Here is a 12,809-nt window from a genome sequence, read left to right on the forward strand (position 1 = left end):
ACGGGTGCTTCGGGGGAAGGGCAGCTCACGACAGCACGGGCGCGGGGGCGCGGTACAGGAGGTTCGGCCGGGTGGCTGCGCTTGCCCAACACGGGTCGGCCGGGACTGTGCGGCTGCCCAGCGGCGGCCTCCCGCTCCCGCTCCGGCTCCAGGGACCGCTACGGCGTCAGGCCCCGAGCGTCGCGGTCAGCCGCGCAGGAGGCGGCGGGCCGTCAGCGCGAGGCTGATCTCCACCACGTCGAGCGGGCGCGCCAGGGAGCGGCCGATGAGCTGCTCGCAGCGGCGCAGCCGGTTCAGGACGGTGTTGCGATGGCAGTACAGCCGCTCACCGGCACGCTGGGCGGAGCCCTCGGAGGCGAACCAGGCGGCCAGGGTGTCCAGGAGTACGTCCCGGTCGGCCGGTTCCAGCCGCAGCAGGGGACCGAGTACGCGCTCGGTGAGTCTCGTGCCGAGCTCCGGGGAGGAGACGACGAGCGCCTCCGGCAGGTGCTCGGTGAGCCGGACCGTGCCGCCTTCGGGCGGGCAGATGCTCAGGGCCAGGTCGGCCAGGCGCCGGGCGTCGCCGACGGCGGCGAGTCCCGCGACGGCGGCGCCGACGCCGACGCGGCGTCCGGCCGCGCCGTCGGCGGGCAGGGCCAGCGCCGTCACGGGGTCCCGGCCGTCCTTCCCGTCCCCCGCTTCGCCGACCAGGACGATGCCGTAGTCCACCTCCGCTCCGGAGTGCCAGTACGCGGGTGGCAGCGTGGAGGCCCGGACGCGCGTGGGGTCCTGCGGTGGGCCGCCGGCGGCCGCGACGACGACGTACCGGCCGTGCTCCGGCAGGCCCAGCCCCTCGGCGGCCTCGGGCAGATCGGCGATCCGGCTCGTGCCGTCCAGGAGGGCCGACGCCAGCAGGCGCACCCGGTTCTCGCGCCGCCAGGCGAGCTGCCGCTCGGCCTGCCGGTAGGCGTCCGCCAGGAGGGTGCAGTGCTCGTCGACGAAGTTCCACACGTCGGTGGCCACGTGCACGAGGAGCCGGATGTCCTCGGGTTCCGAACGGGCGGTCTCCTCGACCAGCCGCTGCCACACCAGGGACCCGCCCAGCCGGAACGCGTGCAGCAGGGCGTCCAGCGGCAGCCCCTGCTCGGCCCGGGTGACACCGATCCGCCAGGTGCAGCGGTGGGCGGCCTCGCGGGTGCCGCGCGGGTCGAGCAGCGAGGACACGCTGTGCCGCAAGGAGCGGTACGCCTCCTGCCAGGTGGCGGCCTGGTCGTTCTCCAGTGCGGTCCGGTACGCCGGTTCCTGCTCGCGCAGGACCGCGAGCAGGCGGTCGGTCAGCTCGGGCAGGTCGTCGAGCAGGATGCGGGCGGCCCGGTGCAGGACGCGCAGGGCGTCGGCGTCGATCAGCGACCGCACCCTCGCTGTCCGCGGCTGTGGAACGGGCGTCGGCCCGGTGCGGAACGTCGTGCGTGTCGTGCGTGTCGCGCGTGTGCGTGCGGCAGGATGCATCGCGGTCCTCCCCCAACCTCGGCGTCCGGGCAGCGTCCGGCGGGTGCGCTGCCCGTACGGCCGTCCTCACCCGATATTGACTGCCTCGCAGGATGACATACCGTCCGGTCGGTCCCCAGAGTCGTGCGGCGGTCTTCTGGACGGGGGCGGAGGTTTCAGCGGCCTTCCTGGTCGACCAGGCGGGCCAGTTCCATGCGGGAGCGCACGCCGAGAGCGGCGAAGACATTGCGCAGGTGGTAGTCGACCGTGCGGGTGCTGACGGCCAGCCGCTGGGCCACCTCCCTGTTGGTGGCGCCCTCGGCGACGTGGCGTGCGATCCGCAGTTGCTGCGGCGTCAGCCGCGCCAGTCCCGCCGTGGGCTCCGTCGCGGACGCGGCTCCGTTGGCGCGCAGCTCGCCCCGTGTCTGGTCGGCCCAGGCGCCGGCGCCGCAGCGTTCGAAGGCGACCAGGGCGGCGCCGAGCCGGCCGCGGGCCTCCCGGAGCCGGCGGCGGCGCCGCAGCCACCGGCCGTACAGCAGCTCCGTGCGGGCGCGCTCGAAGTCCCCGCCCGACTCGTCGTGCAGGGCCAGCGCCCGCAGGTAGAGACCGTCGGCTTCGCTGTCCTCCGCGGCCAGCAGGGCGCGGCAGCGGGCCAGCTGGGCGGGCGCGTGCGGGTCGGCGCCGAAGGCCGCCCACCGGGCGAGATCGCCGACGACGCCCCGGGCGTCCTCCGGCCGGCCGGCGAGTACCGCGGCCTCCACGAAGCAGGGCATGGCGAGCATCCACACGGCGAAGTGACCCCGCCGGGGGCCGGGTCCGACGAGCGGGGCGAGCCGGTCGGCGGCGTCCAGGGGGCGGCCGCGGGCCAGGTCGGCGCGGGCGGTGGCCCACTCGGCCAGGGTCGCGGCCTGGGCCAGGCCGTGGCGGCGGGCGGTGCGCAGGGCGGCCGAGGCATGCCCGGCGACGGCGGCGGTGTCCCCCTCGATGGAGGCGGCCAGGGCGAGCATGGCGTGGTGGCTCGCCGCGGTGTTGCGGTGGCCGGCCAGCAGCGCGGCCCGCACGCCCTCCTCCGCGTGGGCGCGTGCCTGCGCGTGGCGGCCGGCCCGCAGTTCGCCGTAGGCCAGGTACTCCAGGGCCCGTGCCTCGGACGCGGCGCACTCCGTGGTGCGGGCCGCCGCGAGGGCGCGGGCCCCGGCGGCGCGGGCCGCGTGGACGTCCCCGAGCAGCAGGGCCGCCGCGGCGGCACGCAGCAGCCGTTCCGGCCGGCCGTCGGCCCGCGCCTGCTCCAGCACGCGCCGCAGCGGCCCGGCGGCGTGCTCGGGCCGCCGGGCGAGCAGGGCCCGCATGCCGTCGCGGTAGTCGCGGACGAACGGGTCGCGGGCCCACTCGGTCCCCGGGCCGCTCGCCGTGACGGCACCGGTGACGCCGGGCGGCGGCGGGCTGCCGACGGCACGTGTCACCTCCGGGGCGCTGTCCTCGTCGAAGACCTCGGTTGGGGCGGGCACAGGTGTGTCAGGCAGTGACGGGCCGTCGGCCGCTCGCCCCGCCGCCGGGGCGCTGTGGCCGCCGGCGGTGGGCTCGGCCGGGGTGAGGGCCGGGCCGGCCGGCCACGCTGTGGGGTTCGTGTCGCCGTCGAGGGTGGTGAGGCACGCCGTGACGTCGCCCGTCGCCCAGGCCGCGTCCGCCGCGCGGAGGTGTGCGGTCTCGGCGGAGTCCGGGGCGTCGGCGGCCAGCAGGGACGCCGCGAGCAGCAGCGTCTCGTGCGCGTCCCCCACCGGCCCGTCGTACAACTGGCGTGTGCCACGCGCGAGTTCCCCGTGTCCACGGTCCTCGGCGGCCGACCGGGCGGCGTCCCGTCCGTTCCGGCTCTCCGCGTGGGGAGCCGTCCGCGCCCTGCTGCTGTCTCCGGTCACCCGAGGGAGGTTACTTGCGCGTAAGGAAGTCCGGAAGGCCGGGGTCCGCATGTCGCGGCGCGAAGACCCGCAGCTCCGCCTGCGCGTTGGACGCGCACGGCCGGTGGACGCCGTGTGCCGGGGCCCAGCGGCCGGCCGCGTCCGCTGTGCCCCGGCACGGCACCGGCGGCGGGCGCGTGGCGCAGGCGTCCGCCGCCGGTTCCCCCTCGCTGCCGCGGCTCCACAGCGCGGGGGCGCGGGACGTCAGGAACTGTGCGGGCAGTTGCCCCGGTACTCCTCGATGGTCAGGCTCGGCCGGGGCAGCGGGCACAGGAACTGCTCGTAGCGGGTGTCGTTGTCGATGAACCGCTTGAGCCAGGAAATGCTGTACTTCGCGATCGTCGTGTTCGACGAGTTGGGCGTGAAGTGGGTTGCCGAGTTCAGCTCCAGGTAGGCCCGGTCCAGCGAGGCGGACAGGCTGGAGTAGAACGGCTCGGCGTGGGAGGAGACCGGGGCGATGGTGTCCCCGTCGGCTCCGATGATCAGGGTCGGCGTGGTGAGTTCGGGCCAGGTCTTGTCGAGGTTCCACGGCGTCAGCGGGATCGCCGCCTGGAGGGCGGGGCGGGACTTGGCGGCCTCCAGGCTGCCGCCGCCGCCCATCGAGTGGCCCATGACGCCGAGGCGAGAGGCGTCGACGCGGCCTCGCACCGAGCTGCGCTGGGTGAGGTAGTCCAGGGCGGCCAGCAGCTGACGGCCGCGCGAGTCGGGCTGGTCGACGGTGGTGAGGGTGTCGATGGTGAACACCACGAATCCCTGTGAGGCCAGGCGCGGGCCGAGCCAGGCGATGGACGACTCGTAGGCGGTGTAGCCGGGTGAGACGGCCACCGCGCCGAAGGTGCCGTCGCTGGTGCTGGTCGGGTAATAGATGGTGCCGCCGCCGAACCCGGTGACGGACAGCGAGGAGACGGACGTCTGCGACACGGCGTACGGGCCGCGGCTCGCCTCGATGCTGGACGTGGTGGGGGCGGGGCCGCGCTCGTAGGGGTTGTCGGCGGCGTGGGCTCCCGGACCGGCCAGGGGGCCCAGGCCGACGAGGACGGCGAGGGCCGCGGCGGCGCCGGCCAGTCGTCCGGTCCGGCGCCGGGTCCGTGGTTCCAGGGAGGCGCGGGCGCGGGTGTGCGCGTCGGTGTGGGGGTGGAGTGGCACGACGAGTCGTCCTCTCTGTCGTGGCGTGCGGCCGTTGCGCGGGCACGCGGGACCTGGGGCGTCTGCCGCGTGCCCGCGGTGGTGCACCGCCGTCGGGCTGGCCGTGCCACTGTCAGGGAGCGGACACCTCGCGCGGACCGGCAATGTCACCGGTCTTGTGCGGCGGGTCCGGAGACGGCGTCGGTCCGGTCCCGGTGCTCAGCCGAGGTCCACGTCCGTGTGCAGCACGTGGTGGTCCGAGGCCGGGGTCGGGAGCACGCGGTGCCCGAGCGGGGTGATGCCGCGCAGGAAGACGTAGTCGAACTTGCTCTGCCAGTCGGTGGTCGGCTGGCAGGTGCCGGTGGGCGAAGGGCCGCACTGGGGGTCCGTGTCCGTGGCCAGGACCCACATCGGGGCGAGTTCGGGGGCGTCCGGCACGGCGTTGAAGTCGCCGAGGAGGATCGCGCGGTCGTGCCGGGCGGCCTCTGCCGCGAGGACGCGGACCTGACCGGCCCGGACCGCCTCCTGACGTCGTTGCGCGAGGTGGGTGTTGAAGACCCGGACCGACCGGCCGCCCACGGTGGTGGTGACCGCCACGTACCCGCGGTCCTCGGATCCGCCGTCGGGATACTCCGCTTTGACGACGTCGGTCATCGGTGCCGCCGAGAGGACCGCCTGGCCGAAGGCCCCCGGGCTCCACGGCGCTCCCCCGCAGCGGCCCCAGTTCCGCAGCACCGTCCCGTACTCGACGTGGTACACGAGCCCGTGGAGGTTCTCCAGGTAGTCCCGGATCAGCTCGACATCACGGACACACGCCTCCTGCAGGCCGATGACCTGGGGAGCGTACGCGGCGATCTCCGCCGCCCGGTCGACGTTGCTCGTCTCGCAGGGGTTGCAGATGTTCCACGTCATGACGCGGTTCGGTACGACGTCCCGGACGGGCTCGACGGGCAGGGACCCGGCGGAGACCGCGCCGCTCGGCGCGCTGGGGCCGACGAGCACCATGCAGACCACGGTCATGACACCCGCGAGCAACCGCATACCGCTTCTGAGCACCGTCGCCTCCTCGAGGTGGACGCCCCGTGGCATCCGATGTTTCCCTGACGAGGTTATGTGACGGGGTTGTGGGTTGGTGCGGTACTCCGGCTGGTGCGGTACTCGGGTTGGTGCGGTACTCGGCGATCAGGCTGTCAGCCGCTGTGGACGCCGACCTCGTTGAGGGAGTAGCCCCAGTCCGTGGCGCGTTCGAGACCCTGGACACGTACGTATCTGGCCGGTGTGGCGGTGAAGTTCGCGGTGTCCAGGCCGCCGTCGCCCGCGGTCGTGGACCAGGCGGTGCGCCAGTGCTCGCCGTCGGTGGACAGTTCGACCCGGTACGACTTCGCGTACGCGCGCTCCCAGTCGAGGGTGACCCGCCCGACCTGCCGCGTGGACCCGAGGTCGAGTTGGTACCACTGGTCGTCGCCCCAGTCGCTCGCCCAGCGGGTCCGGCCGTCGCCGTCGACAGCTCTGTGCGGCTTGTAGTCGGTGAACAGACTCCACTCGGAGGAGCTGGCCGAGGTGGTGGCACCCGAGGCGAGGTTGGTCCCGGCCTGGTGGGTCTCGGAGGCCTTCCACGTGTCGAGGTAGGAGTCCGCGCCGCGCAGCAGGTCGTTCACCACATCCTGGCCGCCGACGCGGCGGATGTCCTCGATCCAGTCGGGGACGAGGCCGTAGTGGGCGGCTCCGTCGGTGTTCAGGTCCCAGGTGCGCTCGCCGGTGGTCTGCCGGTCGATGACGGAGCCGCCGTCGGCGCTCCTGAAGGGGTAGACGACCTTGTTCGGGGCGTCGGCCCCGCGCGGGGCGGGCCAGCCGCCGACGCCGTTCATGTCGGTGCCGTAGCCGTAGCCCACGCCGTACTTGTCGCGCAGGGCCTTGGTACGCCGCGCCTCCGCGACGAAGTCCTCGGAGCCGTGCATGTACTGGGCGATGAAACCGCCCAGGCCGTAGACCCGTTCGGTCCACTCCGCGTCCATCCAGCTGTGCGAGGAGAGCACACCGGGGTAGGAGGCGGCCTCGAAGAGGTCGAGCACCCGGCCGGTGGCCTTGACGCTCATGTGGTCGATCTCCAGCATCATCCCGCGCCGCATCATGCCGCGCACGGCGTACTCGCCGAGTTCGGTGAGCCCGCGGGCGTTGCACCGGGCGTCCGCGCCGTACGAGGGGACCTCCACGCCCGCCGGGAGCTTCGCCTCGGCCCCGGCCGCGGTCGCGTTGCCGATGGGGTTGTCGGCCTGGGGCCCGGTGCACTTCTCCGTCTTCCAGAAGGTGCCGGTCGACAGGAACTGGCCGACGTTGATGGCCGTTCCGAGCGCGCCGGAGTCGAAGCGGACACCGCACAGCGCGTTGTCGAACTTGTGGCACAGGAACATGCTGCGCACGCCCAGCGCGTGCAGTTCGTCCAGGCCCTTGTCGATGTCGGCCCTGCTGCACTGCGCGATGTCGAGGATCTGCTTGCAGCCGAACGGCTCGGACGTCTCGACGCCCAGGACGACCGCCAGTTTGCCCTGCTCGATGACCTCACGGGCCTGCGCGCTGTCGGTGACGATCCGGAAGAAGCCCTTGCCGGGCCCGCCGTACAGCTTGTCGATGTAGGCCTGCATGTCGTAGGTCAGCTTGGCCTGCAGCCGGATGGACGTCATCTCGTCGCAGCCGCGGTCCTTGAGGAAGTACACGGAGCAGATCACGCCGTTGGTGACGAGGTCGTTGACCAGCACCCGCTGGCCGCCGCGCCAGGCCCGCTCCACCCAGGCGTAGTAGTTCTGCTGGTGGGTCAGGGAGTCGTGGGCCGGCCAGTCCTTGAAGGTGGGCCAGCCGACCGGATCGTGCTTGCCGTCCCCGCCGTTGGTGATGAAGTCGAAGATCGCGAGTGAGCCGTCCGGGTAGTGCTCGGGGCAGTCCTTGAGCGCGTCCGCGATGCCCTGTTCGGAGAACGGCTTCCCGCAGATCAGGCGCCCGCCGAAGGCCTCGTTGGAGAAGATGTGGTCGTGCGCGTCGACGAAGCCGCGCACCTCTCCCCCGGCGTCCGTGCCGGTGAAGGGCTCGCCGGTGACGTTGATTCCGGAGTCGGGCGTGGGCCGTGCGGTGGGGTTCCACCAGTCGGTGCCGGCCGCCGAACTCGGCGTGGGGCCCAGCACGACGGCCAGCACGAGCAGCAGGAGCGACACCACGGTGACGTTCTTGCGCCTGTGGTTGCGGCGTTCGGCACTCGTCACGACCCACGTCCCTCGGTCAGCGGGAGGCGTGGCCGCGGCCGGAGTTGCCGGTTGTCATGACCTCGCCCAAGGTGCGACGAGGATCACCCCTGCCGCGTGACGAGTCAAGACTCCGGGAACGACGAGTTACTGACAGGTAATCGATGCGTACCGCGGCGCGGACGGCGGCGCGCCCGCCGGTCAGTGGTCCTGTGCCGGCCATGCACTGGGCTGCGCCCGCTCGCCCTGTGGGGCGGCTCTCCCCCTGGGCCGGCCCGGACACCACCGGGCCCTCCACGACGGCCCACGACTTCCGCGTCGGCCTGCCGGACGCCCGGCTCTTCCCCTACGGCGCCTGGCGCCCCCTGGTGGCCCGCGAACTGCGCCTCTCGGGGGCCACGGCAGCCGGGCAGCTGATCGAGGCGTCGGCGGCCGAGGGGCCCGGCGGATCCGGTCGTTCCGGGAACGGCAGGCGGAGCGTGGTCCCGCCGTCGAGGTCAGCGCTTCGGCCCGACGTGGGCGGCCGTGCGGCGGGAGCGTGTCACGGCCAGTCCGCCCAGAGCCGTGGCGATCAGCCCCACCAGGAGGGCCACGTAGGCCCCGCCCAGTCCGTTGCCGGTGCCGAGGCCGCCGTCGGCGGTGGCCGCGACCAGGCCACCGAGGACCGTGCCGGTCAGCCCCGCCACCAGGGCGAGCCCGGCCCCGAGGGATCCCTGGGCGGTGCCGAGACGACCGGCCGGACGCGCCAGCGCCAGCCAGGCGAGGACCACACCGGCCAGCCCCAGCAGGGCGCCGGTGGTGGCCCCCAGGCGCCCGAGGCCGAAGTCGTAGACATCGGCCGCCACGGGCCGGGCCGAGGGCCGCGCGGTCGCCGGTGCGGCGAGCACGATACCGGCGAGCAGGGCGGCGGCAGTGGCGGTGGCCGTGGCATTGAGCAGGCGACGAACAGACATCCAGTGCTCCTTCTCTTCCTGTGCGTTGGTGTCGCCCGAGCATGTCCGGCGGCCTCGCGCCCGGTCGTCCGGCGGACGCGGACACTTCGCCCTGCCGCCGATGCCGCATCCGGCTACCGCGATCGCCGCAGGAAGCCGGCGAGTACCGCGTGCGCGGTAGCCGGCCGTCGCCCGCGGGACGGACTCGCCCGTGACGGCGGCCGGTTAGGGTGCGCGTCATGAGTGCAGGGGGGAGCGGTGTGCGGGCCCGTGTCACGGACTGGGGCATCGCCGGCGGCGTGGCGGCGGCGCTGCTGGTGACCGGGCTGTCCGGGCAGCGGTCCGCCACGGGCCTTGGCGTGCTCGGCTGCGCGCTGCTGGCCGCGGGCGGGCTGGCGCTGGCCGCGCGCCGCCGGGCTCCGATCGCCGTCCTGGCCGTCACCGGGCTGTGCGCGGTGGGGTACCAGGCGGCCGGTTTCGATGTGCCCGCCGTCGCGTACCTGTTCGCCGTGTACGCGGCCGTGCGGGCGGGGCACCGGACCGTCACGGTGGCGGCGAGCGTGGCCGTGCTGGGGCTGCTTCCCCTCGCGGCCCTGGTGTCGGGTCTGCACGACACGGGCGAGGCGTTCGCACGGGCCCGGGGCGCCCTGGAGATCGCCTGGCTGATCGCGGCCGGCGCCGCGGGTGAGGCGCTGCGGCAGGCCGAGCGGCGGGCGGACGAGGCCGAGCGCACCCGGGAGGAGACCGCGCGGCGCCGCGCCGACGAGGAACGGCTGCGCATCGCCCGGGAGTTGCACGATGCGCTCACCCACCAGATCTCCGTGATCAAGGTGCAGGCGGAGGTCGCCGTGCACGTGGCGCGCCGACGCGGCGAGGAGGTGCCGGACGCGCTGCTGGCGATCCAGGAGGCCGGGCGTGAGGCGGCCCGTGAGCTGCGTGCGACGCTCCAGGCCCTGCGCGACGACGACACGACCCCGCCGCGCGGCCTCGACGACGTCCCGGACCTGGTGGCACGCGCCCGCGCCATCGGCCTGGACGCGACGCTGACCATCGAGGGGCGGGGACAGGACGTGCCGGCCGCGGTGGGCCGGACCGTCTACCGGATCGTCCAGGAGTCGCTCACCAACATCGCCCGGCACGCGGACGCGAGCACGGCGTCGGTGCGCATCGACTGCCGTCCGGACGCCCTCGCCCTCCGCGTCGACGACGACGGCAGGGCGAGTCCCGACAGCGCGCCGCCGCCGGGTCTCGGGCTGCTCGGCATGCGCGAACGCGTCACCGCCCTCGGCGGCCGGCTGCGCGCCGGACCGCGCGGCGAGGGCGGCTTCACCGTCCAGGCCGAACTCCCCGTGGAGCACACGTCATGATCCGGGTCCTGCTGGTCGACGACCAGCCGCTCATCCGCAGCGGATTCCGCGCACTCCTCGACCTCGAGGACGACATCGAGGTGGTGGCCGAGGCCGCGGACGGCCAGGAAGGCCTGGACCTGGCCGGAAAACACCTGCCCGACGTGGCCCTCGTCGACATCCAGATGCCGGTCCTCGACGGCATCGAGACGACCCGGCGCATCGCCGCCGACCCCGCCATGGCCCACGTGCACGTCGTCATCCTCACCAACTACGGCCTGGACGAGTACGTCTTCGAAGCGCTGCGCGCCGGCGCCGCCGGGTTCCTCGTCAAGGACATCCTGCCGGAGGACTTCCTGCACGCCGTCCGCGTCGCGGCGCGCGGCGAGGCCCTGCTGGCGCCCGCCATCACACGCAAGCTCATCAACCGCTACGTCACCCAACCGCCCCCCGCGACCAGGGGAAAGAGACTGGAGGAGCTGACCGGCCGTGAGCGCGAGGCCGTCGCACTGGTGGCGCAGGGCCTGTCCAACGACGAGATCGCGGGCCGCATGGTGATCAGCCCGATGACGGCGAAGACCCACGTCAACCGGGCCATGGTCAAGCTCCACGCCCGCGACCGGGCCCAACTCGTGGTGTTCGCCTACGAGTCGGGCCTGGTGGTCCCGCCGGGCTCCTGACGGCCACGCTCCGGGTGCCTGCCGGGGCTCAACTGTCCACAGACCTGGGACTGTCAGGAACCGCAGCAGCCGTCCGCCGACGCCTGTACGGCAGGAGCAGGTGCGGTGGCCGGTGTGCCGAGCTGCACGAGCGGGGGCGCCGGGGTGCAGCAGCCGCCGCCGTCGGTCCGGTCGGCTTCGGGTGCGTCGAAGAGGCCGGCGCCACCGCACACGCCCGTTTCGGGGAGGGTGAGTTCGACGCGGTCGGCGGCCTCCAGGTCGCCGGCGATCGCCGCGGCGACGGAGCGGACCTGCTCGTAGCCGGTCAGGGCCAGGAACGTGGGCGCGCGGCCGTAGGACTTCATGCCGACCAGGTAGACGCCCTGTTCCGGGTGGGAGAGTTCGCGGTGGCCGTGGGGGCGGACGGTGCCGCAGGAGTGCTGGTTGGGGTCGATCAGCGGGGCGAGCCGCACCGGGGCCTGAAGGCGCTCGTCCAGGCCGAGGCGGATCTCGGAGAGGAAGGACAGGTCGGGGCGGAAGCCGGTCAGCACGATCACCTCGTCCACCGGCTCCAGACGGCGGCCGTCCTCCCCCACCAGGACCAGGCGCCCGTCACCGTCGCGCTCGATGAGGTCGGTGCGGAAACCGGTGACCGCGTCCGCATATCCCTCGTCGACGGCGGCCTTGGCCGCGAGGCCGAGGGCGCCGCGCGCGGGGAGCCGGTCGGCGGTGCCGCCGCCGAAGGTGGAGCCGGAGATCCCGCGGCGCAGGATCCACACCGCCTTCGTCCCCGCCCCGTCCTCGGCCTCGGCCAGGTCGGCGAGGTGGGCGAGGGCGGTGAAGGCGGAGGCGCCGGAGCCGATCACGGCGATGCGCCGGCCCGCGTAACGGGCGCGGACCACCGGGTCGTCGAGGTCCGGGACGCGGTAGGTGACGCGGTCGGCGGCCGCGCGCTCGCCGAGGGCGGGCAGGCCGCTGCCGCCGGCCGGGCCGGGGGTGGTCCAGGTGCCGGAGGCGTCGATGACGGCGCGGGCGAGGATCCGCTCCTCGGCTCCGTCGGTGCGGGTGACGTGGACGACGAACGGCTGTGTGTCGCGGTCGGCGTCGACGATCCGGTCGCGTCCCGCGCGGGAGACACCGGTGACGCGGGCGCCGGTGCGGACGCGCTCGCCGAGGGCGTCGGCCAGGGGCTGGAGGTACCGCTCGGCCCAGTCGCCGCCGGAGGGGTAGGCCGAGGCGTCGGGCCGCGTCCAGCCGGTGGGGGCGAGGAGCTTCTCGGCGGCCGGGTCGACCAGTTCGCCCCACGCCGAGAAGAGCCGGACGTGCGCCCATTCGCGCACCGCCGCGCCGGCGGCCGGCCCGGCTTCCACGACGAGGGGTTCGATGCCGCGATCGACGAGGTGCGCGGCGGCGGCCAGACCGGTGGGTCCGGCCCCGATCACGACGACGGGCAGCTCGATGGTGGCGGGCGCGTTCACGGCGGCTCCTTGGTTGTTTCGACGCTCGTCGATGAATCCTGCGGCCAGGATGGCGGCTGCATCGACAGGTGTCAACATAGACATCCATCAAAACAAGGAGGCGGATTTTCGAACAAGGAGGGGGGTTTCCGACCGGGCCATGACCACTGGTTCGACGCATGTCAACATAGACGCATGTCGCATACGAAGGCGCTGCCGCTGCTCGACCCCGAGGGGCAGGACGGACGAGGTGCGGCACCGTGCTGCCCGCCGCTCACCGAGCGTCCGATGAACGCCGAGGAGGCCGAGACGGCGGCGCGGATGTTCAAGGCGCTGGGCGATCCGGTGCGGCTGCGGCTGTTCTCCGCGGTCGCCTCGCACGAGGGCGGCGAGGCGTGCGTGTGCGACATCTCCGACGTGGGTGTCTCCCAGCCGACCGTCTCCCACCACCTGAAAAAGCTCAAGGAGGCCGGCCTGCTGTCCTCCGAACGGCGCGGGACCTGGGTCTACTACCGGGTCGAGCCCTCGGTCCTCGCCGCCATGGGCAGGCTGCTCACCGCTTCCCCGGCCGTCTGACGCCGACGACGAGGCGCCGGGAACACCTGCCCTTCACCTGCTGTTGGCCCGCCGGTCACCCG

General features: G+C 74.0%; 10 protein-coding genes. 3 read left to right on the forward strand and 7 right to left on the reverse strand.

Features of this window, described 5'->3' with window-relative positions:
• Nucleotides 1–186: 186 nt before the first annotated feature.
• The 6 genes from ACSUPV_RS00970 to ACSUPV_RS00995 form a co-directional block, all read right to left on the reverse strand.
• Nucleotides 187–1,488, reverse strand: coding sequence for a PucR family transcriptional regulator (locus ACSUPV_RS00970; RefSeq protein ID WP_436946717.1), 1,302 nt, complete (start codon nt 1,486–1,488; stop codon nt 187–189).
• A gap of 155 nt (nt 1,489–1,643) precedes the next feature.
• Complete coding sequence (locus ACSUPV_RS00975; RefSeq protein ID WP_436946718.1) at nt 1,644–3,380, reverse strand: LuxR C-terminal-related transcriptional regulator; 1,737 nt, start codon at nt 3,378–3,380, stop codon at nt 1,644–1,646.
• A gap of 243 nt (nt 3,381–3,623) precedes the next feature.
• Nucleotides 3,624–4,565, reverse strand: coding sequence for a bis(hydroxyethyl) terephthalate hydrolase (bdeA, locus tag ACSUPV_RS00980; RefSeq protein WP_382608305.1), 942 nt, complete (start codon nt 4,563–4,565; stop codon nt 3,624–3,626).
• Nucleotides 4,566–4,763: 198 nt separating this feature from the next.
• A complete protein-coding gene (locus ACSUPV_RS00985) occupies nt 4,764–5,633 on the reverse strand; it encodes an endonuclease/exonuclease/phosphatase family protein (RefSeq protein WP_436946719.1) in 870 nt (289 codons plus the stop codon).
• Between the two features lie 101 nt (nt 5,634–5,734).
• Nucleotides 5,735–7,798 (reverse strand): discoidin domain-containing protein, encoded by a 2,064-nt coding sequence (locus ACSUPV_RS00990; protein WP_436946720.1) that lies wholly within the window; start codon nt 7,796–7,798, stop codon nt 5,735–5,737.
• A 476-nt stretch (nt 7,799–8,274) separates the two neighbouring features.
• Complete coding sequence (locus ACSUPV_RS00995) at nt 8,275–8,730, reverse strand: DUF6223 family protein (protein ID WP_359794934.1); 456 nt, start codon at nt 8,728–8,730, stop codon at nt 8,275–8,277.
• Between the two features lie 218 nt (nt 8,731–8,948).
• On the opposite strand from ACSUPV_RS00995, the gene ACSUPV_RS01000 reads away from it, so the two are divergent.
• On the forward strand, nt 8,949–10,076 hold the full coding sequence (locus ACSUPV_RS01000) for a sensor histidine kinase (RefSeq protein ID WP_382608314.1): 1,128 nt from the start codon (nt 8,949–8,951) through the stop codon (nt 10,074–10,076).
• Nucleotides 10,073–10,735 carry a response regulator gene (locus ACSUPV_RS01005; protein WP_436946721.1) on the forward strand — a complete coding sequence of 221 codons (663 nt, stop codon included), beginning with the start codon at nt 10,073–10,075 and terminating at the stop codon, nt 10,733–10,735. Before ACSUPV_RS01000 ends, ACSUPV_RS01005 begins: the two co-directional genes overlap by 4 nt.
• Nucleotides 10,736–10,788: 53 nt before the next feature.
• On the opposite strand, the gene ACSUPV_RS01010 is transcribed toward ACSUPV_RS01005, so the two are convergent.
• Nucleotides 10,789–12,192: an NAD(P)-binding domain-containing protein gene (locus ACSUPV_RS01010; protein WP_359794938.1), complete on the reverse strand. Its 1,404-nt coding sequence runs from the start codon at nt 12,190–12,192 to the stop codon at nt 10,789–10,791.
• Nucleotides 12,193–12,366: 174 nt separating this feature from the next.
• On the opposite strand from ACSUPV_RS01010, the gene ACSUPV_RS01015 reads away from it, so the two are divergent.
• Complete coding sequence (locus ACSUPV_RS01015) at nt 12,367–12,747, forward strand: ArsR/SmtB family transcription factor (RefSeq protein WP_382608319.1); 381 nt, start codon at nt 12,367–12,369, stop codon at nt 12,745–12,747.
• Nucleotides 12,748–12,809 lie beyond the last annotated feature (62 nt).

The organism is Streptomyces sp. SudanB52_2052, from assembly GCF_964272415.1.
GTDB lineage: Bacteria > Actinomycetota > Actinomycetes > Streptomycetales > Streptomycetaceae > Streptomyces > Streptomyces olindensis.